Genomic DNA, 20510 nt, shown 5'->3' on the forward strand with positions numbered 1-20510 from the left:
AAAACCCGCCAGAGGCGGGTTTTTTATCAGGCTGTCAGTTACGCGTTTTTCTTCGCTTTCTTGTCAGCTTTAATGACAGGTGAGTCTACTTTCACAGCAACAGTGTCATTTTCTTTGAACTCGCGGCCGTAGAAGGTATCCAGCAGGATCTGTTTCAGCTCAGAGATCAGCGGGTAGCGCGGGTTAGCACCGGTACACTGGTCATCGAATGCATCTTCAGACAGCTTATCAACATGCGCGAGGAAGTCAGCTTCCTGAACGCCCGCTTCACGGATAGATTTAGGAATACCCAGCTCAGCTTTAAGACTTTCCAGCCATGCCAGCAGTTTCTCAATCTTCGCCGCAGTACGGTCGCCCGGTGCGCTCAGACCCAGGTGGTCTGCGATTTCAGCGTAACGACGACGTGCCTGTGGACGGTCGTACTGGCTGAAAGCAGTCTGCTTGGTTGGGTTGTCGTTCGCGTTATAACGGATAACGTTGCTGATCAACAGGGCGTTCGCCAGACCGTGAGGAATGTGGAACTGTGAACCCAGTTTGTGTGCCATTGAGTGGCAAACACCCAGGAAGGCGTTAGCAAACGCGATACCGGCGATGGTTGCTGCACTGTGAACACGTTCACGGGCAACCGGGTTTTTAGACCCTTCATTATAAGACGCTGGCAGGTTTTCTTTCAGCAGTTTCAGAGCTTGCAGAGCCTGACCGTCAGAGAACTCAGAAGCCAGGACGGAAACGTAAGCTTCCAGGGCGTGAGTCACTGCATCCAGACCACCGAACGCACAGAGTGATTTCGGCATTTCCATGACCAGGTTGGCATCAACGATAGCCATATCTGGCGTCAGCGCGTAGTCAGCCAGTGGGTATTTCTGACCGGTTGCATCGTCGGTTACAACAGCAAACGGCGTGACTTCTGAACCTGTACCGGAAGTGGTAGTAACGGCGATCATTTTCGCTTTTACGCCCATTTTCGGGAACTTGTAGATACGTTTACGGATGTCCATAAAGCGCAGCGCCAGTTCTTCGAAGTGTGTTTCTGGGTGCTCGTACATAACCCACATGATTTTCGCGGCGTCCATTGGGGAACCACCACCCAGTGCGATGATCACATCGGGTTTGAAGGAGTTCGCCAGTTCAGCACCTTTACGTACTACGGTCAGGGTTGGGTCAGCTTCAACTTCAAAGAACACTTCAGTTTCAACGCCAGCCGCTTTCAGAACAGAAGTGATCTGGTCTGCGTAGCCGTTGTTGAACAGGAAACGGTCAGTCACGATGAGCGCACGTTTGTGGCCATCAGTAATCACTTCATCCAGCGCGATTGGCAGAGAGCCACGGCGGAAGTAGATAGATTTCGGAAGTTTGTGCCACAACATGTTTTCAGCTCGCTTAGCAACGGTTTTCTTGTTGATCAGGTGTTTTGGACCAACGTTTTCAGAGATGGAGTTACCACCCCAGGAACCACAACCCAGAGTCAGGGAAGGTGCGAGCTTGAAGTTGTACAGGTCACCGATACCACCCTGAGAAGCCGGGGTGTTAATCAGGATGCGCGCAGTTTTCATCATCTGACCGAAGTGAGCAACGCGCTCTGGCTGGTTATCCTGGTCGGTGTACAGGCAAGAGGTATGACCGATACCCCCCATTGCAACCAGTTTCTCCGCTTTTACTACCGCGTCTTCGAAATCTTTCGCACGGTACATAGCAAGCGTAGGCGAGAGTTTTTCATGAGCGAACGGTTCGCTTTCGTCGACAACTTTAACTTCGCCGATCAGAATCTTGGTGGTTGCCGGAACGGTAAAGCCGGCGAGTTCAGCGATTTTATAGGCTGGCTGACCAACGATGGCGGCGTTCAGCGCGCCGTTTTTCAGAATGATATCCTGAACGGCTTTCAGCTCTTTGCCTTGCAGCATGTAGCCGCCGTGGCTGGCGAAACGTTCGCGAACTGCATCATAGACGGAGTCTACAACAACAACGGACTGTTCAGACGCACAGATAACACCGTTGTCGAAGGTTTTAGACATCAGTACAGATGCAACAGCACGTTTAATATCGGCCGTTTCGTCGATAACAACAGGCGTGTTACCCGCACCTACACCGATAGCCGGTTTACCGGAGCTGTATGCTGCTTTAACCATGCCAGGACCACCGGTTGCCAGGATCAGGTTAATGTCCGGGTGGTGCATCAGGGCGTTAGACAGTTCAACAGACGGTTGGTCGATCCAGCCGATCAGATCTTTTGGCGCACCCGCAGCGATAGCAGCCTGCAGCACGATATCCGCTGCTTTGTTGGTGGCATCTTTAGCACGTGGGTGAGGGGAGAAGATGATTGCGTTACGGGTCTTCAGACTGATCAGCGATTTGAAGATGGCAGTAGACGTTGGGTTAGTCGTTGGAACGATACCGCAAATAATACCGATAGGTTCAGCAATGGTGATGGTACCGAAGGTATGATCTTCAGCCAGGACGCCGCAAGTCTTCTCATCTTTATAGGCGTTATAGATATACTCTGAAGCAAAGTGGTTTTTGATCACTTTATCTTCAACGATACCCATGCCGGATTCAGCAACGGCCATTTTAGCGAGAGGGATTCGAGCATCTGCAGCAGCCAGAGCGGCCGCGCGGAAGATTTTATCAACCTGTTCTTGGGTGAAATTGGCGTATTCACGCTGGGCTTTTTTCACGCGCTCGACGAGTGCGTTCAGTTCAGCGATATTAGTAACAGCCATAATGCTCTCCTGATAATGTTTAAACTCTTTTAGTAAACCAGCGCTCGATACGTCTGACAGTATAGACAGAGCCACTACGACTTGCGTTAGATAAAGTAAAACAAAGAGTTACTTTATGCTCTGGCGCGCTAACTTACTAAAAGAGCCTTACCTTAACATCATCCCTTTGTGACAGGTGACCTTCCTGGGGGGCGTAATCAAGATTACTCACTTCTGAGTACGAAAATCATGATCTGCGTCAATTTTTCCCCAAGCTGATACCTTTCAGCAGGGTTATTTATTGTAGATATTTCCAGTGTTAAATAATTAAGTAACTATTGGAAGTGATGCTATCACTGATTCTACATCTGTTTAACATCCTGAAAGGATAACGTTTAGGCACAGATTTCTGGTGAAGTATGCTCATAAAAAGCGTATCTTCAGCGCGATTTTTCATGACAAAGTGTCAGTCCCGGGCATGTGCATAAGCGGAGCAAAACGTGATCCAAACGCTCTTTGATTTTCCAACGTATTTTAAATTTTTTATTGGTCTGTTTGCCCTGGTCAACCCGGTAGGGATCATCCCTGTCTTCATTAGTATGACCAGTTACCAGACGGCGGCGGCCAGGAACAAAACCAACCTCACCGCTAACCTGTCAGTGGCCATTATCTTGCTCACCTCGCTTTTCCTGGGTGATGCCATTCTCCAGCTGTTCGGCATTTCAATTGATTCTTTCCGCATCGCGGGTGGCATCCTGGTGGTGACCATTGCCATGTCGATGATCAGCGGTAAGCTGGGTGAGGATAAGCAGAACAAACAGGAGAAATCAGAAACCGCCATTCGCGAAAGTATCGGCGTGGTCCCGCTTGCGTTGCCTTTAATGGCAGGGCCTGGTGCGATCAGTTCCACCATTGTCTGGGGGACACGTTACCATAGCCTGATGCACCTGATTGGCTTTTCTGTCGCCATCGCTATCTTCGCACTGTGTTGTTGGGGTGTTTTCCGCATGGCACCCTGGCTGGTGCGCTGGCTGGGGCAAACGGGCATCAACGTCATTACGCGTATTATGGGCCTGTTGTTGATGGCGTTAGGCATCGAATTTATTGTCACCGGTATTAAAAGCATTTTCCCCGGCTTACTGCACTAATATTTCAAATGAAAGAACGGGGCCTGAGGCTCCGTTTTTTTACGTGATTATCAGCAAATCATATAACTAAAGTTGAAATGCTCACATATCATAATAAATTCTACTAATAATCCGCTTTTCTTATATTTCAATAAGTTATCAATTTACCTCGTGCCTCTCTGCGCATAAAACCTTCAATCGATCTGTTATTTTACTCACATGATACTCTGGGGCTTGCTGAGTCATAACCGAAATGATATTAGTAATTTCAACGTTCCCCTAGAGGAATGTGCTAAATAATAATCAGTTGTTAAATTTTTGTACAAAACCACTCGATGATAGCGCAGCGACGCGCTTGTAGAGAATGTTTTCTCTATCATATTGAATACCAATGTTTTTATGCGGTATTTGATGTCAGGCAGGGCTGCCCCCCGAGATACGGTACTCACCGTAAAAGAGAATTGCTTAACAAATTTGCAAAATGTATTGGCGCGCGTTTACGCCATTTGATACTTTCCGGCCTAATATTTTGCAGCATAAAACAAGCAGATGAGAATTATTTTCATATAGTCCTCTTCTCAGATATCCAGCACAGGCCTCAGACAGGGGAGACCTGTGAAGAATCGACGCAAGACGGCCATACGAGCGGTCAGTAATAAAAAAGTCGGTGATAGCAAGAAGTAAAAAGAAGAACCTGACAGCAGCAAAAAAAACTCCTGCGCTGTACAGGCCCCAACAGGGGATTACACAGCTGGCGAAGGCCAGTAATTATAATGAGTGGAGTACCAACACAATGTCCATCATCACAAAAAAAAATCTGGTAGCGGCGGGGATTTTAACTGCGCTAATCGCGGGCAACGCTGCAATGGCTGCGGACGTTCCTGCAGGCGTTCAACTGGCTGAGAAACAGACGCTGGTTCGTAACAACGGTGCGGAAGTGCAGTCTCTTGACCCGCACAAAATTGAAGGTGTTCCGGAGTCTAACGTCAACCGCGACCTGTTCGAAGGCTTGCTGGTGACCGACGTAGACGGCCACCCGGCACCGGGTGTGGCGGAAAAATGGGAAAATAAAGATTTCAAAGTTTGGACCTTCCATCTGCGTAAAGATGCGAAATGGTCCGACGGTACGCCGGTTACCGCCGAAGATTTCGTGTATAGCTGGCAGCGTCTGGCGAATCCAACCACCGCCTCTCCGTATGCGAGCTACCTGCAATATGGCCACATCGCCAATATTGATGACATCATCGCCGGTAAAAAACCGGTCACCGACCTGGGTGTGAAAGCGATTGATGCCAATACCTTTGAAGTGACGTTGAGCGAGCCTGTTCCGTACTTCTACAAATTACTGGTTCACCCGTCCGTTTCCCCGGTACCCAAATCTGCGGTGGAAAAATTTGGTGAAAAATGGACTCAGCCTGCCAATATCGTGACCAACGGTGCTTATAAACTGAAAGACTGGGTGGTCAACGAACGTATGGTTCTGGAGCGTAACCCGCAGTACTGGGATAACGCGAAAACCGTCATTAATCAGGTAACCTACCTGCCAATCTCTTCTGAAGTTACTGACGTTAACCGTTACCGCAGCGGCGAAATCGACATGACCTATAACAACATGCCGATTGAACTGTTCCAGAAGCTGAAAAAAGAGATCCCGAAAGAAGTGCATGTTGATCCGTATCTCTGCACTTACTACTACGAAATCAACAACCAGAAAGCACCATTCACTGATGTGCGCGTGCGTACAGCGCTCAAGCTGGCACTGGATCGCGATATTATCGTGAACAAAGTGAAAAACCAGGGCGACCTGCCGGCATACAGCTATACCCCTCCTTATACCGACGGTATGAAACTGGTTGAGCCTGAGTGGTTCAAGTGGTCACAGGAAAAACGTAACGAAGAAGCGAAAAAACTGCTGGCTGAAGCCGGTTATACCGCTGACAAGCCGCTGACGTTTAACCTGCTGTACAACACGTCTGACCTGCATAAAAAACTGGCTATCGCCGTCGCGTCTATCTGGAAGAAAAACCTGGGCGTGAACGTGAAGCTGGAAAACCAGGAGTGGAAAACCTTCCTGGATACCCGCCATCAGGGGACGTTCGACGTGGCGCGTGCCGGCTGGTGTGCGGACTATAACGAACCAACATCCTTCCTGAACACCATGCTGAGTGACAGTTCGAATAACACCGCGCACTATAAGAGCCCGGCATTCGATAAGATCATTACTGATACGCTGAAAGTCACAGACGATGCGCAGCGCGCTGATCTGTACGCGAAATCAGAAGAGCAGCTCGATAAAGACTCTGCAATTGTACCGGTCTATTACTACGTTAACGCCCGCCTGGTGAAACCGTGGGTAGGGGGTTATACCGGTAAAGACCCGTTGGATAATATTTCCGTTAAGAATCTTTATATTATCAAGCATTAATGGCAATACGTGGGGCAGGCCTGGCTTGCCCCACTGTGTCTACTTTGTAACATTCATCAGGCACACGCCAGAAGGTACGGGCAATGTTGAAATTTATCCTGCGTCGCTGCTTAGAAGCGATACCAACGTTATTTATTCTAATTACGATTTCCTTCTTTATGATGCGTCTCGCGCCAGGAAGTCCATTTACCGGTGAACGTACGCTGCCACCGGAAGTGATGGCCAATATCGAAGCGAAGTATCACTTAAACGATCCTATCTCCACGCAGTACTTCAACTATCTGAAGCAACTGGCGCACGGTGATTTTGGGCCGTCATTCAAATACAAAGACTATTCCGTTAACGACCTGGTGGCGTCCAGCTTCCCTGTCTCGGCGAAACTGGGTGCTGCGGCATTCATCCTTGCCGTCGTTCTCGGCGTCACCGCGGGCGTTATTGCCGCGCTCAAACAAAATACCAAATGGGATTATACCGTAATGGGGGTGGCGATGACCGGGGTGGTTATACCCAGCTTCGTTGTCGCGCCATTACTGGTGATGATATTTGCCATTACGCTGAAATGGCTGCCCGGAGGCGGCTGGAACGGTGGGGCGCTGAAGTTCATGATTTTGCCAATGGTGGCACTTTCCCTGGCCTATATCGCCAGTATCGCGCGTATCACCCGCGGTTCCATGATTGAAGTCCTGCACTCGAACTTCATCCGTACCGCGCGTGCGAAAGGGCTGCCGATGCGCCGGATTATATTCCGCCATGCGCTCAAGCCTGCGCTCCTGCCCGTGCTCTCCTACCTGGGGCCGGCATTCGTTGGGATCATCACCGGCTCAATGGTTATCGAAACCATTTACGGTCTGCCGGGCATTGGTCAACTGTTCGTTAATGGCGCGCTGAACCGCGACTATTCACTGGTACTGAGCCTGACAATCCTTGTCGGCGCACTGACCATTTTGTTTAACGCTATCGTCGATGTGCTGTATGCCGTTATCGACCCGAAAATCCGTTACTGATACTGGAGCACGCCATGATGTTGAGTAAGAAAAACAGCGAGGCGCTGGAAAACTTCAGTGAAAAACTGGAAGTAGAAGGTCGTAGCCTCTGGCAAGACGCCCGTCGTCGCTTTATGCATAACCGTGCCGCGGTCGCCAGTCTGGTTGTTCTGGTGCTCATCGCGCTGTTTGTCACCCTGGCGCCGATTCTGTCGCAATTTACCTATTTCGACACCGACTGGGGCATGATGTCCAGCGCACCCGATATGACGTCCGGGCACTATTTTGGTACGGATTCCTCAGGGCGCGACCTGCTGGTGCGTGTCGCTATCGGTGGCCGTATTTCGCTGATGGTCGGTATTGCTGCCGCCCTGGTGGCGGTGATCGTGGGTACGCTTTACGGCTCACTCTCAGGCTACCTTGGCGGTAAAGTGGACTCCGTCATGATGCGTATGCTGGAAATCTTAAACTCCTTCCCGTTCATGTTCTTCGTTATCCTGCTGGTGACCTTCTTTGGCCAGAATATCCTGTTGATCTTCGTGGCAATCGGGATGGTGTCCTGGCTGGATATGGCGCGAATCGTTCGTGGTCAGACGCTGAGTCTTAAGCGTAAAGAGTTTATCGAAGCGGCGCAGGTGGGCGGTGTCTCCACCGGTAATATTGTGGTTCGCCATATCGTTCCTAACGTGCTCGGCGTGGTGGTGGTATATGCCTCGCTGCTGGTACCAAGCATGATCCTGTTTGAATCTTTCCTGAGCTTCCTGGGCCTGGGTACACAAGAGCCACTGAGCAGCTGGGGCGCGCTTCTGAGTGATGGTGCAAACTCAATGGAAGTCTCACCGTGGTTGCTTCTGTACCCGGCGGGCTTCCTGGTCGTCACCCTGTTTTGTTTCAACTTTATCGGCGATGGCCTGCGTGATGCCCTCGACCCGAAAGACCGTTAAGGAGCGCCGTCATGACGATTATTGAAACGGCCACTGCGCCACAGGCGCAACAGCAGGGTAACCTTCTGCTGGACGTAAAAGACCTCCGCGTGACCTTTAAAACGCCGGATGGCGATGTGACCGCCGTGAACGATCTCAACTTCAACCTGCGTGCGGGTGAAACGCTGGGGATCGTGGGCGAGTCGGGTTCCGGTAAATCCCAAACCGCCTTTGCGTTGATGGGGCTGCTGGCGTCTAACGGTGTCATTGGCGGTTCCGCCAAATTCAACGGGCGTGAGATCCTCAACCTGCCGGAATACGAGCTGAACAAGCTGCGCGCTGAGCAGATTTCGATGATATTCCAGGACCCGATGACCTCGCTGAACCCGTATATGCGTGTCGGCGAGCAGCTGATGGAAGTGCTGATGCTGCACAAAGGCTTGGGCAAAGCAGAAGCCTTTGAGGAGTCCGTCAAAATGCTCGACGCGGTGAAAATGCCGGAAGCGCGCAAGCGTATGCGCATGTTCCCGCATGAGTTCTCCGGCGGTATGCGTCAGCGTGTCATGATTGCGATGGCGCTGATGTGCCGGCCAAAACTGCTGATTGCCGATGAACCGACCACCGCGCTTGATGTGACCGTCCAGGCACAGATCATGACGCTGCTGAACGAGCTTAAGCGTGAGTTCAACACCGCGATTATCATGATCACTCACGATCTGGGCGTCGTGGCCGGTATCTGTGACAAGGTACTGGTGATGTATGCCGGTCGCACCATGGAATATGGTAAGGCGCGCGACGTGTTCTACCAGCCTGCACACCCTTACTCCATTGGTCTGCTGAATGCGGTGCCGCGCCTCGATGCAGAAGGGGAATCCCTGCTGACCATCCCTGGCAACCCGCCAAACCTGCTGCGTCTGCCGAAAGGCTGTCCGTTCCAGCCACGCTGCCCGCACGCGATGGAAATCTGCAATACCGCGCCGCCGCTGGAAGAGTTTGCACCAGGCCGTCTGCGCGCCTGCTTTAAGCCGCAGGAGGATCTGGTATGAACGCATTAGATGAAAAAAGAAATGTCCTGCTCGAAATTGCTGACCTTAAGGTGCATTTCGACATTAAAGACGGAAAACAGTGGTTCTGGCAGCCGCCGAAAACCCTGAAAGCGGTCGATGGCGTAACGCTTCGTCTGTATGAAGGGGAAACCCTGGGGGTGGTGGGTGAGTCCGGTTGCGGTAAATCCACATTTGCGCGTGCCATCATAGGCCTCGTAAAAGCCACCGACGGCAAAGTTGCCTGGCTGGGTAAAGATCTGCTGGGCATGAAGCCAGACGAGTGGCGCGATGTACGTAGCGACATCCAGATGATTTTCCAGGATCCGCTGGCCTCATTGAACCCGCGTATGACCATTGGGGAGATCATTGCTGAGCCACTGCGGACCTATCATCCGAAGATGCCGCGTCAGGAAGTACGCGACCGTGTGAAGGCAATGATGATGAAAGTGGGCTTGTTGCCTAACCTCGTCAACCGTTACCCGCACGAATTCTCTGGTGGTCAGTGCCAGCGTATCGGTATCGCCCGCGCACTGATCCTTGAGCCGAAGCTGATTATCTGTGACGAGCCCGTCTCGGCGCTGGACGTCTCTATTCAGGCGCAGGTGGTTAACCTGCTGCAGAAACTGCAACGTGAAATGGGGCTGTCGCTGATCTTCATTGCGCATGACCTCGCGGTGGTGAAACACATTTCTGACCGCGTACTGGTGATGTATCTGGGTCATGCGGTGGAATTAGGGACTTACGATGAGGTGTACCATAACCCACTGCACCCCTATACCCGGGCACTGATGTCTGCGGTACCGATTCCCGATCCGGATCTGGAAAAAAATAAAACCATCCAGCTTCTGGAAGGTGAATTACCGTCCCCGATTAACCCACCGTCCGGTTGTGTATTCCGTACGCGATGCCCGATGGCCGGGCCGGAATGTGCAAAAACACGTCCGGTTCTGGAGGGCAGTTTCCGACATGCGGTTTCCTGCCTGAAAGTAGACCCGTTATAATCGCAAGGGCTGACATGATGTCAGCCCTTATTATTTGCGAGGTTAATGTGTCGCGATTATTCACCTCCGTCCGTCGGCGGCTCTATCATCTTTTATTCGATCCTGAAACGGTAACCGGACGGCGTTTTGAAGCCCTCTGCGCCCTGTTTGCGCTGCTCAGCGTGGCGATCATTTTTATCGAATCGGGCGTCGGAACGCAGTATCACCTGACGCTGGAAGAATGGCATCTTTTTGTCTGGCTGGAGCTGGTCATTACGCTGGTCTTTACCGCTGAATATTTCCTACGGGTATTCTGTTGGCCTGACCCGGCCAAATATGTCTTCAGCTTCTGGGGATTTATTGATTTAGCCACGATCCTGCCGCTCTATGTCATGTGGCTATGGCCGGAAATCAGTCTGAGCTATGTTTTTGCCTGGCGAGCGATGCGCGTTATTCGGGTGTTACGCATTCTTAAACTGCTGCGGTTTATGCCGTCATTGCGGATATTCTGGAGTGCAATCGTCAGCGCGCGGCATCAGCTGATCCTGTTCTATTCATTTATTGCCATCGTCATGGTGATATTCGGCGCGTTGATGTATTTGATAGAAGGGCCGAAGAATGGCTTCTCAACGCTGAATGCTTCTGTCTATTGGGCGATTGTGACCGTTACGACCGTTGGCTATGGTGATATAGCTCCTCACACTCCGCTGGGACGGATTGTCGCCTCGGTACTGATTCTGATTGGTTATTCGGTGATTGCGGTCCCGACAGGGCTCATTACTACGCACATGAGCAGTGCTTTTCAGAACCGTAAGGCGCAACGAAAATGCCCGAAATGTCACCAGGGTGAACATGAACACAGCGCGCGGTTTTGTAATCAGTGCGGAAGTGAGTTACCGGATTAAATAAAAAAGGCTGCAATCGCAGCCTTTTTTATTATTCGCGCCAGAGAATATGACACAGCTTGTGGTCTTTCTCGCGACACAGCAGGACGCGGGCGAAGATGTCGTTAATTTCACCGCCATCTTCATCGGCCAGGCCAATCACCACTTCGGCAAAGAAGTCAGGATTGAGGTCGAAATCCACATGTTCAGCCCAGTCTTCAGAAGGGTCGAACAACTCGGCGCCCCCGCGCTCTTCAAACTGGAGATTAAAGAGGATCACGTCTGCGGGATCGAGGTTATCAACCGCCAGTTCGAGAAAAATGTCATAGGCCTGTTCGAGCGTTTCGTCTTCGGTCAGGCGATTGTTCAGATCCATTTCCATGATGACTACCTGTTTAACATCGTTGGGCACGTTTTACAGCAACGGACTAAAGAAGTAAAACAGTCGTTCGGTAATTCTCTGCCACAGCGGGCGTTTAACCCACAGTCTGGCATCCAGCAGTCGCGAGCGGGAGATATAATCATCCTGGACCGCGGCCAGATCGCCGCCAAAGCCGGCATCATCGATCACCAGTGTGATTTCAAAGTTCAGCCACAGACTGCGCATATCCAGGTTAACCGTACCCACCAGACTTAACTCGCCGTCGACAAGCACGCTCTTGGTGTGGAGTAATCCGCCTTCAAACTGGTAGATTTTAACCCCCGCAGCCAGCAGTTCACTGAAGAATGCCCGGCTGGCCCAGCCCACCAGAAGCGAGTCATTTTTGCGTGGCAAGATGATACTCACATCGACACCGCGCTGTGCCGCGGTACAGATGGCGTGCAGCAGGTCATCGCTGGGAACAAAGTAGGGGGTGGTCATGATCAAATATTCACGCGCTGCGTAAGTGGCCGTCAGCAACGCCTGATGGATCAAGTCCTCCGGGAAGCCCGGTCCGGAAGCGATAGTATGGATGGTGTGCCCGCTGGCCTCTTCAAACGGCATGATATTGCCATCCGGTGGCGGCGGCAGGATACGTTTCCCGGTTTCTATCTCCCAGTCGCAGGAATAAACGATACCCATCGAGGTGGCAATGGGCCCCTCCATTCTCGCCATCAGGTCTACCCACTGCCCGACACCCGAGTCCTGCTTGAAGAACCGCGGGTCAACCATGTTCATGCTGCCGGTATAGGCAATATAATTGTCGATCATGATCATTTTACGGTGCTGGCGAAGGTCCATCCGGCGCAGAAACACACGCAAGAGATTGACCTTCAGCGCCTCAACCACTTCAATACCGGCATTACGCATCATGCCCGCCCAGGGGCTACGGAAGAAGGCGACGCTGCCAGCGGAATCCAGCAACAGGCGGCAATGAATGCCCCGACGCGCAGCGGCCATCAGCGATTCTGCAACCTGATCGGCCATTCCGCCAGGCTGCCAGATATAGAACACCATCTCGATATTATGGCGAGCCAGTTGAATATCGCGGATGAGGGCCTGCATGACGTCATCCGAGGAGGTCAGCAACTGGAGCTGGTTGCCCTTAACGCCGCCAATACCCTGACGGAGTTCGCACAGCTTAAACAGCGAGGAGGCAACACTGCTGTTCTCCTCGGCAAAGATATGTTTGCAGGCTTTGAGATCGTTGAGCCATTTGGCGGTTGAAGGCCACATGGCACGGGCACGCTCGGCACGGCGTTTACCCAGATGAAGCTCACCGAAAGAGAGATAGGCAATAATCCCCACCAGCGGCAGGATGTAGATTATCAGCAGCCAGGCCATGGCAGAGGGTACGGCTCTGCGCTTCATCAGGATGCGCAAAGTCACACCCGCGATTAACAGCCAGTATCCCAGAATGACCAGCCAACTCACCACGGTGTAGAAGGTTGTCATAGGTAAAAAAATCCTTTTGAAAGCGTATTGTTATGAGTGTACGCATCAGGAATCATCTGGCAAATAAAAACGCCAGTTAAAAGCGCTGGTTTGCTGCGGGGTTGGGTTTATAATGGGGTTTCTGTTAGAGAAAGAGTTGTAAACATGAAGCGCAGTAGAACAGAAGTAGGGCGCTGGCGCATGTTGCGACAGGTGAGTCGTCGCAAGGCTCGTTGGCTGGAAGCACAATCCCGCCGCAATATGCGTATACACGCCATCAGAAAATGTGGAATGACCAGACACCGTAACGCGTTGCTGTTCGCTACACAGGTTATCTGAGAACCATCAGGGCACCGTTAAGGTGCCCACTGATTTTCAGGCTATCATTTTTCGCAGTCTCTCCCCCGATTCATTCCGCGATATACTCCGCCCTCTTAATCTTATGCATTTCAAAGATGAATCTTTATCTCTGGGTATTTATTGTGCTACTTGCGCTGGATGCGATCAGGGAAAACGCAGGATTATCGTCATTATCCGCGTTGATTAATTTACTGCTCAGCGGGATATCGCACTGGATAAACTAAAAAGGAAAAGAGATGAACGGAAAAGTGGTTGCTGCCCTTCTTGGGATTGCCGTGTTGAGCGGTTGTGCCAGCAGTAAAACGTCACCGGAAAGGCATGCTTATTATTTCGTGTCGCATAAAACCAATTTTACTGGCGGCAATTTTACGTCAAGTGTATCGCAAAATTATCGTCTGAATGTCCCTCAGTTCCGTGAGCTGTATGAGCAGGGGAAAACCGATCGCGCTGCAGGACGCACACTGTCTGAGGCAAACCAGTACGCCCAAAGCATTCGCGATCAACTGAAGAAACAGGCGAAAACGGAGCATGCTTTCGACGGTAATACCGCGGATAAATGGACGTCTCAAATGGAAGAGAAGGACGCCGTTTTATTTGGTAACGAACTGGCTGCGACTTATCTTGATGGCTATAACGGCGTACAATAGCGTCTGTTTTTGGGGATATCGTATTTGCAGTGATATTCCCGTCGTTTTTTAGCAAAAGGAGGGAGAGGTGTTTGCGGAGTTTGGTGTACTTAATTTCTGGACCTATGTTGTAGGGGCATTTTTTATCGTGCTGGTGCCTGGACCGAACACATTGTTTGTACTGAAAACCGGTATTGGGCACGGTGTTAAAAAAGGGTATCTCGCCGCCACTGGCGTATTTATCGGCGATGCAGTGCTGATGTTTCTGGCCTGGGCGGGCGTCGCAGCATTAATCCAGACGACCCCGGTTCTGTTTAATATTGTGCGCTACCTCGGTGCTTTCTATCTCCTGTGGCTCGGCGGCAAAATGCTCTGGTCAGTCATCACCCGTCAGAAGAATACCCATGAGAGCGGAACCGAGCCTGCGAGCATGATCATGAAACGCTCGCTGGTGCTGAGCCTGACGAATCCAAAGGCTATTTTGTTCTATGTCTCGTTCTTTGTGCAGTTCATCGATGTGAATGCGAAAAACACGGGCACGTCTTTCCTGATCCTCGCGACCACGCTGGAGCTGATTAGCTTCATGTATATGAGCTTCCTGATCTTCTCTGGTGCGTTTGTCACGCGTTATCTGAAAACCAAAAAGAAACTGGCAAAGCTGGGGAACGGGCTGATTGGGCTGCTGTTTGTCGGATTTGCGGCGCGCTTAGCGTCACTGCACTGAAGAGATGAGTGGCTCCTTTCGGAGCCACTCTTGCATCAAAACACTTTCTTGTACGGGCGAACCGTCACCTTCGCATAGACACCTGCGGCAACGTACGGGTCTGCCTCAGCCCAGGCCTGAGCCGCTTCCAGGGATTCAAACTCGGCAATCACCGTGGAGCCCGCGAAACCGGCAGCGCCAGGGTCATTGCTGTCTACCGCAGGCATTGGACCCGCGGTCAGTAATCGACCTTCATCCTGGAGCAGTTGTAAACGCGCCAGATGGGCAGGGCGAACGGAGTGGCGTTTTTCGAGGGAATCAGCGACATCTTCAGAGTAAATCACGTAAAGCACGGTGAAGCTCCTTAACCATTAAAAGTGTCAGTAACGTTATGTGAAAGGGCAACTGACTGCAATGTAAAGATAAAAACAATGTTAAAACCCTGATCTGAATGCGCCTTTTTTGGCCTCTCTTGCGCTTAAATTGCGCCAGGACAAAGTGTCTTATTGAATATGATTGCTATTTGCATTTAAAATCAGTGTTCGGTTTTTTAACGTTGATGATTATGACTTCGATGACCCTTGATTTACCTCGCCGCTTTCCCTGGCCGACGCTGCTTTCTGTCGTTATTCACGGTGCTGTCGTGGCGGGTTTGCTTTATACCTCGGTTCATCAGGTTGTTGAAATGCCAGCGCCCGCACAGCCTATTTCTGTGACGATGGTATCGCCAGCGGATCTCGAACCGCCGCAGGTTGCGCCTCCGCCGCCACAGCCCGTCGCCGAACCGGAACCCGAACCTGAACCGGTGCCGGAACCGCCAAAAGAAGCTCCGGTGGTGATCCACAAACCCGAGCCGAAGCCGAAACCTAAGCCGAAGCCAAAACCGGTGAAGAAGGTAGAAGAACGTCCAAAACGCGAAACGCGTCCGGTTGAACCCCGCGCCACGCAGACGGTAGAAAACGCAGCACCTTCGCGTCCGGTGATGAATAACACCACGACGACAGCCAAACCGACAGTCACTGCACCCGCGGGACCGCGTGCGGTCAGCCGTAATCAGCCGCAGTATCCGGCTCGTGCTCAGGCATTACGTATTGAGGGCCGTGTACGGGTGAAATTCGATGTTACGCCGGAAGGGCGTGTTGAGAACGTGGAAATACTGTCCGCGCAGCCGTCTAATATGTTCGAGAGAGAAGTGAAAACGGCGATGCGCAGATGGCGTTATGAAGCCGGTAAACCGGGCAACGGACTGATCGTGAATATTGTCTTCCGCCTGAATGGCGGGGCACAGATGGAATAAAAAAAGCCTCCGCAAGGAGGCTTTTTTTTAGCGGGCAATCAGGCCTGAGGAAGCGGTCGGGGTTTACCTTCGTTGTCCACGGCCACATAAATAAACAGCGCTTCTGTCGCTTTATAACGCTGTCCAATGGGTTCGGACGAGACCTTTTTCACCCACACTTCGATGTTAATGGAGATGGAGGTATTGCCACGTTTTACGCAACGCGCGTAACAGCAAACCACATCACCCACTGCAACCGGGCGCAGGAAGGTCATGCCATCCACTCTCACCGTCACTACCCGGCCATGTGCAATCTCTTTTGCCAGAATAGCGCCGCCCATATCCATTTGCGACATCAGCCAGCCGCCAAAAATATCGCCATTGGCATTGGTGTCAGCGGGCATTGCCAGTGTGCGTAAAACCAGTTCGCCCTGAGGGGCGTTATTTGTTGTCATTGTTTTAACTCGTAACTGAAGACTTCAGGCGGGATGCTACTATGATTTCAGGCTGGAGAGAATAGACCAGAACGCCTGCTGCACACGTTCTGGTCGGTGAACGATCAGTGCTGGTCGTCCTGTGGCATGTGGCGATAGATATAAACGCCACTTAACAGCGTGAAGATGAGCGTCAGAGCCGTCAGGCCAAAGACCTTGAAGTTGACCCAGATATTCTGCGGCAGCCAGAAAGCAATATAGATATTGGCAAGACCACAGAGAATAAAGAATATCGCCCAGGCGATATTCAGTCGGGACCACACTTCCTGAGGCAGCGTCAGCTCTTTGCCCAGCATGCGCTGGATCAGCGGCTTCTTCATCACCCACTGGCTAATCAGTAACGCACCCGCAAACAGAGCGTAAATCACCGTGACTTTCCATTTGATGAATTCATCGTTGTGGAAGAACAGAGTGAGTCCACCAAACACCGCGACCAGGACGAAGGTCACCAGCGCCATTTTTTCAACTTTACGGTAGCGAACCCAGCTATAGATCAGCACAACCGCTGTGGCCACGATCAGTGCAGTCGTGGCGGCATAAATGTCATACAGCTTGTAGAAAGCGAAAAAGACCACGAGCGGTAAAAAATCAAGAAACTGCTTCATTCTGTGATTCCATCTTCTGTGTAGGGCCGGGCTGACGTTCCCGGCCACAGGATTACTGACGAATTAACATATACAGGCGGAACAGATAGACCAGCAGTACCGCTGAAATGAGGTTGCTCAGCGTATTTGCCACCACCGCGCCAACATTTGGCGTGAGTACCGCAAAATTCGGGGCAAACAGCAGCAGGAGCGTTTTCGCCAACAGCCAGCCGATAACAGCTGGTGCCACCAGGCGTATATTTGCCCAGGCGAGCCGGATGCTGCTGCGCATCGCGGTAAAGATCCCCAGTTTATCCTGCACGACCATTACCGGCGCGAAAGAGAGCACGATAGCCAGTAATACACCCGGCACGACGACCAGCATAATTCCCATCTGCACCAGCATGGTGGTTAAAAAGATGAGGATAAACAGCTTCGGTAATACCGGCGCGCTGGCACCAATCGCCCGCAGGGCGCTGACGCGCTGACCGGCGGAAACCAGCTGAATCATCAGCAGAACGCCACCTGCCAGAATCGCATTGCCGATAAGACCAGAGAATGTCGAAGCAGCGGAAGCCCGCAGCAGGATTTGTTGCTGCTCCGGCGTCATGTTTTGTACCAGTTCAAACAACCCCACGCTATCTGCAAGGTTGTCGCCCTGGCTCAGGCTGGCAATCTGTTCGTCACTTGGCGAGAACGCATGACCAAGCACCACTGTAATGAAGGCGCATAGCAACGCGATCAGTAAAAAGGTTAAGAACTGATTGCGGAAAAAGTTTCCCGTGTCACGGTAGACAGACTTCGCCGTGATAGACATGCACTCTCCTTGAGTATTGCAGGTGTTAATTAGCCGGCAATTGTACACCGGATAACACTGTCGTGGCAGCATCAAGGCTTGTATGGAAAAGCATATCTTTGTAAAGCGGCGGTAATCCAAAGCGCGCACGGGCACGATTACAGGCTTCATTGACCTGCCCATCCTCACCTGACATGGAAAATTCCCGGCACGGGCTGGGGCGGTGCTCGTAGATAGAGCACCGGGTGGACACCCCAGGTTCACCTTGCAGCGCAGCGCATCGGCACGGTTTTTGGTTGGTGCCGCTCATGCAGCGCAGAAAAGGCGTTAACGGTTCAGTGAGATGAACCGGAACGGTACCGCCGCCATCGCTGGCTTCGGCCCAGTAGAAAGAGACTCGAAAATACGCACAACAGGCTCCGCACGTCATGCACGGGTTAAAATCACTCATGGCACACCTGCAAAAGAAGAACGCATCAAATCAACTTGTGAGAGCGCTAAATTATCCAGCCGCGAGAGGAAGAGCAAGAGGGTGAAAAGAGAAAATTTTGTAACGCCGAAATGCCAGAAATTGACCTGACGACAACTTATCGCTTTACGGTGTGTCACCAAAAATTAACCCAGATCAATGAATGTTAACTTACTGGTTTTAATGTGATCTGTAGCAGATCACTTATTACTCATTTGTGAGTATATTCTCCTCCGCGACTAAAACCACAACGATGGAGCGGATATGAAAAAATTAGCGGTGGCAGCCCTTGTATTAAGCAGTCTCTCTGGCGGCGCGTATGCGCATGAAGCAGGTGAATTCTTTATTCGTGCCGGTTCGGCAACGGTGCGTCCAACAGAAGGCTCTGATAGCGTACTGGGTATGGGCGGTTTTAACGTCAGCAACAATACCCAGCTCGGTTTGACCTTTACGTATATGGCGACGGAGAACATTGGTGTTGAGCTTCTGGCAGCAACGCCATTCCGTCATCGCGTCGGTTTAGGGCCAACCGGGGATATCGCGACGGTGCACCATTTACCGCCAACACTGATGGCGCAGTGGTACTTTGGTGATGCTAACAGTAAGGTGCGTCCGTATATTGGCGCAGGGGTGAACTACACCACCTTCTTCGACGAGAAATTTAACGATACCGGTAAAGAAGCCGGGCTTACCGATCTCAGCCTGAAAGACTCGTGGGGTGTTGCGGGGCAGGTGGGGCTGGACTATCTGATTAACCGTGACTGGTTAATTAACGCCTCGGTCTGGTACATGGACATTGATACCGACGTTCGCTTTAAAGCGGGCGGTGAACAGCAAAGTATCAGCACTCGCCTCGATCCGTGGGTGTTTATGTTCTCCGCGGGTTATCGTTTCTGATTTATCCCTTGAGACTGGCCTGGTTATGGCCAGTCTTGCTTCGGGGGGCGATTAAGGTTGCCCCTCCATATTCCAGCGTGCTGAACTCATCTCATCAAATACATGCTGAACCGTAAACGGCGGAAATACTGCCCGTTTAGCCCCGTCAGCCAACGCCTGAACATAACCTATTCACACCATTCCTAAAGTCGAGGTGCAGGTTGCACCGATTACCGCTTCATGCGTGAGGCTCGGTCAATGCGGCGTCCAGTGATTGCTCAATGGCGCAGGCCTGTAGCCCGTGGATATTGTTATCCGAGACTTTACCGGAACGCTTATAAGTACAGGCATCGGGGGCACGTTGTTTGTGACAGCGTTTAGGGGGAAGGGGAACACATCCGGCAAGCGCAACAGTAATACACACTGACGGAAGAATTTGATTCATGAGAAAGTCCATTTATGAAAGTTATTCCGCAAGCAGGCTATCGGAGTTGGGAGGAGATTAATGCCAGATGCCGCAATATACTGTTCTCGAAAAGCGAGACGTTAAATTTTACAGGACATAATATTGAAAAGAATAATTATTGCGGCTGCGGTTATGCTCATTTCTGGCTGCCATCAACAGCCCATGCAACCTGAACCGGCGCAGAAACCGTGCAATGGAATAACGAATAAGCCTTTCCCTGCCATGCCCGTAAAGGCACAGGCGCTGGGCATTGAGGGTAACGTTGTTTTCTCTTTTTCTGTGGGCGACGATGGTCATCCACACGATATACGTATTGTCTCTGCACAGCCTGAAGGGGTGTTTGAACGCGAAACGCTGCGTGCCGTGCAAATATGGTGTTTATCACCGAATAAAAGCCGTCAAACAGAAACGGTCACTTTCACAGTAAATAAGCCCCGATAGCACGGGGCTTATCTTTCCTCGCAGGCACGCTAACGTACCACCAGCACCGGGCATTTTGCGTGGCGCACGACGACCGCAGCGTTAGAGCCTAACAGATAGGTCGAAATATCAGGTCGATGAGACGCAATAATTATCAGGTCTGCATTGATACTCTCAGCCAGTTTCAGGATCTGATCTTTAGGCGTGCCAGAAATGGCGTGGGTCTGAATGCGGTCGGCCGGTAAATTGAACTGCTTAACGATCTCATTCAATTTCGCCAGCGCCTCCTGCTGCATTTCTTCCAGTTTTGGCATCTCAACGGAATAGGCCAGCCCAAGAGAGGAATAGTAAGGGAAAGAAGGAACGACAGTCAGAAAATGCACTTTGCCGTTACTGATTGCTGCGTTCGCCTGAACATAGGGAATCACCTGTTCGGTCAGGCGACGCTCTGAAATATCGACAGGAACGAGAATTGACGCAAACATGCCACACCTCCTGTTTGTTTTTTATCCACTTTAAGT

General features: G+C 51.4%; 24 protein-coding genes. 14 read left to right on the forward strand and 10 right to left on the reverse strand.

Annotation, left to right across the window (positions count from 1 at the left end; translation table 11 throughout):
- Positions 1-38 precede the first annotated feature (38 nt).
- Complete coding sequence (adhE, locus tag BJP35_RS22525; protein WP_032678337.1) at positions 39-2717, reverse strand: bifunctional acetaldehyde-CoA/alcohol dehydrogenase; 2679 nt, start codon at positions 2715-2717, stop codon at positions 39-41.
- A 479-nt stretch (positions 2718-3196) separates the two neighbouring features.
- Here adhE and BJP35_RS22530 point away from each other — a divergent pair, with 479 nt between their 5' ends.
- The 7 genes from BJP35_RS22530 to BJP35_RS22560 all read left to right on the forward strand — a co-directional run bounded on the left by BJP35_RS22530 (position 3197) and on the right by BJP35_RS22560 (position 11085).
- Positions 3197-3844, forward strand: a complete 648-nt coding sequence (locus BJP35_RS22530; protein ID WP_014170449.1) for a YchE family NAAT transporter — start codon at positions 3197-3199, stop codon at positions 3842-3844.
- Positions 3845-4616: 772 nt separating this feature from the next.
- Complete coding sequence (gene oppA / locus BJP35_RS22535; RefSeq protein ID WP_020882381.1) at positions 4617-6248, forward strand: oligopeptide ABC transporter substrate-binding protein OppA; 1632 nt, start codon at positions 4617-4619, stop codon at positions 6246-6248.
- A gap of 83 nt (positions 6249-6331) precedes the next feature.
- Complete coding sequence (gene oppB, locus BJP35_RS22540; RefSeq protein WP_014170447.1) at positions 6332-7252, forward strand: oligopeptide ABC transporter permease OppB; 921 nt, start codon at positions 6332-6334, stop codon at positions 7250-7252.
- A 14-nt stretch (positions 7253-7266) separates the two neighbouring features.
- Complete coding sequence (gene oppC, locus BJP35_RS22545) at positions 7267-8175, forward strand: oligopeptide ABC transporter permease OppC (RefSeq protein WP_014170446.1); 909 nt, start codon at positions 7267-7269, stop codon at positions 8173-8175.
- Between the two features lie 11 nt (positions 8176-8186).
- On the forward strand, positions 8187-9200 hold the full coding sequence (locus tag BJP35_RS22550) for an ABC transporter ATP-binding protein (protein WP_014170445.1): 1014 nt from the start codon (positions 8187-8189) through the stop codon (positions 9198-9200).
- Complete coding sequence (oppF, locus tag BJP35_RS22555; protein WP_014170444.1) at positions 9197-10201, forward strand: murein tripeptide/oligopeptide ABC transporter ATP-binding protein OppF; 1005 nt, start codon at positions 9197-9199, stop codon at positions 10199-10201. Before BJP35_RS22550 ends, oppF begins: the two co-directional genes overlap by 4 nt.
- Before the next feature lie 14 nt (positions 10202-10215).
- On the forward strand, positions 10216-11085 hold the full coding sequence (locus tag BJP35_RS22560) for an ion transporter (protein ID WP_086463572.1): 870 nt from the start codon (positions 10216-10218) through the stop codon (positions 11083-11085).
- Positions 11086-11116: 31 nt separating this feature from the next.
- Here the strand turns inward: BJP35_RS22560 and BJP35_RS22565 are convergent, their stop codons facing one another.
- On the reverse strand, positions 11117-11446 hold the full coding sequence (locus tag BJP35_RS22565; protein WP_006810881.1) for an HI1450 family dsDNA-mimic protein: 330 nt from the start codon (positions 11444-11446) through the stop codon (positions 11117-11119).
- A 33-nt stretch (positions 11447-11479) separates the two neighbouring features.
- Positions 11480-12940, reverse strand: coding sequence for a cardiolipin synthase (gene cls / locus BJP35_RS22570; RefSeq protein ID WP_014170441.1), 1461 nt, complete (start codon positions 12938-12940; stop codon positions 11480-11482).
- Positions 12941-13084: 144 nt separating this feature from the next.
- On the opposite strand from cls, the gene BJP35_RS22575 reads away from it, so the two are divergent.
- The 4 genes from BJP35_RS22575 to leuE all read left to right on the forward strand — a co-directional run bounded on the left by BJP35_RS22575 (position 13085) and on the right by leuE (position 14629).
- Positions 13085-13258: a YciY family protein gene (locus BJP35_RS22575; protein ID WP_086463573.1), complete on the forward strand. Its 174-nt coding sequence runs from the start codon at positions 13085-13087 to the stop codon at positions 13256-13258.
- A gap of 116 nt (positions 13259-13374) precedes the next feature.
- Complete coding sequence (locus BJP35_RS24905) at positions 13375-13503, forward strand: KPN_01571 family protein (RefSeq protein ID WP_218778081.1); 129 nt, start codon at positions 13375-13377, stop codon at positions 13501-13503.
- Between the two features lie 12 nt (positions 13504-13515).
- Entirely contained in the window at positions 13516-13926 is a 411-nt protein-coding gene (locus tag BJP35_RS22580; RefSeq protein WP_044857496.1) for an Exc2 family lipoprotein, read from the forward strand.
- Between the two features lie 67 nt (positions 13927-13993).
- Positions 13994-14629: a leucine efflux protein LeuE gene (leuE, locus tag BJP35_RS22585; protein WP_020882385.1), complete on the forward strand. Its 636-nt coding sequence runs from the start codon at positions 13994-13996 to the stop codon at positions 14627-14629.
- 35 nt (positions 14630-14664) lie between these two features.
- On the opposite strand, the gene BJP35_RS22590 is transcribed toward leuE, so the two are convergent.
- Positions 14665-14961 (reverse strand): YciI family protein, encoded by a 297-nt coding sequence (locus tag BJP35_RS22590; RefSeq protein WP_047744771.1) that lies wholly within the window; start codon positions 14959-14961, stop codon positions 14665-14667.
- 221 nt (positions 14962-15182) lie between these two features.
- Here BJP35_RS22590 and tonB point away from each other — a divergent pair, with 221 nt between their 5' ends.
- Positions 15183-15905 carry a TonB system transport protein TonB gene (tonB, locus tag BJP35_RS22595; protein ID WP_025203933.1) on the forward strand — a complete coding sequence of 241 codons (723 nt, stop codon included), beginning with the start codon at positions 15183-15185 and terminating at the stop codon, positions 15903-15905.
- 38 nt (positions 15906-15943) lie between these two features.
- Here tonB and yciA read toward each other — a convergent pair whose 3' ends face one another.
- From yciA to BJP35_RS22615, 4 genes are all read right to left on the reverse strand, one after another.
- Positions 15944-16339: an acyl-CoA thioester hydrolase YciA gene (gene yciA, locus BJP35_RS22600; RefSeq protein WP_014170435.1), complete on the reverse strand. Its 396-nt coding sequence runs from the start codon at positions 16337-16339 to the stop codon at positions 15944-15946.
- A gap of 104 nt (positions 16340-16443) precedes the next feature.
- A complete protein-coding gene (locus tag BJP35_RS22605) occupies positions 16444-16983 on the reverse strand; it encodes a septation protein A (protein ID WP_020882387.1) in 540 nt (179 codons plus the stop codon).
- A gap of 52 nt (positions 16984-17035) precedes the next feature.
- On the reverse strand, positions 17036-17779 hold the full coding sequence (locus BJP35_RS22610) for a YciC family protein (RefSeq protein WP_020882388.1): 744 nt from the start codon (positions 17777-17779) through the stop codon (positions 17036-17038).
- A 25-nt stretch (positions 17780-17804) separates the two neighbouring features.
- The gene (locus BJP35_RS22615; protein ID WP_032678333.1) at positions 17805-18209 is read right to left on the reverse strand and encodes a YkgJ family cysteine cluster protein; all 405 of its coding nucleotides are present in this window, start codon (positions 18207-18209) and stop codon (positions 17805-17807) included.
- 282 nt (positions 18210-18491) lie between these two features.
- Here BJP35_RS22615 and ompW point away from each other — a divergent pair, with 282 nt between their 5' ends.
- Complete coding sequence (ompW, locus tag BJP35_RS22620) at positions 18492-19124, forward strand: outer membrane protein OmpW (RefSeq protein WP_014170432.1); 633 nt, start codon at positions 18492-18494, stop codon at positions 19122-19124.
- A 217-nt stretch (positions 19125-19341) separates the two neighbouring features.
- Here the strand turns inward: ompW and BJP35_RS24795 are convergent, their stop codons facing one another.
- Positions 19342-19548 (reverse strand): hypothetical protein, encoded by a 207-nt coding sequence (locus BJP35_RS24795; RefSeq protein ID WP_306298402.1) that lies wholly within the window; start codon positions 19546-19548, stop codon positions 19342-19344.
- A 123-nt stretch (positions 19549-19671) separates the two neighbouring features.
- Here BJP35_RS24795 and BJP35_RS22630 point away from each other — a divergent pair, with 123 nt between their 5' ends.
- Positions 19672-20010, forward strand: coding sequence for an energy transducer TonB (locus tag BJP35_RS22630; protein WP_081146675.1), 339 nt, complete (start codon positions 19672-19674; stop codon positions 20008-20010).
- Between the two features lie 29 nt (positions 20011-20039).
- Here the strand turns inward: BJP35_RS22630 and uspF are convergent, their stop codons facing one another.
- The gene (gene uspF / locus BJP35_RS22635; protein WP_025203936.1) at positions 20040-20474 is read right to left on the reverse strand and encodes a universal stress protein UspF; all 435 of its coding nucleotides are present in this window, start codon (positions 20472-20474) and stop codon (positions 20040-20042) included.
- Positions 20475-20510: the final 36 nt, after the last annotated feature.

The sequence above is a fragment of the Enterobacter sp. J49 genome (assembly GCF_002148625.1).
Classification (GTDB): domain Bacteria; phylum Pseudomonadota; class Gammaproteobacteria; order Enterobacterales; family Enterobacteriaceae; genus Enterobacter; species Enterobacter ludwigii.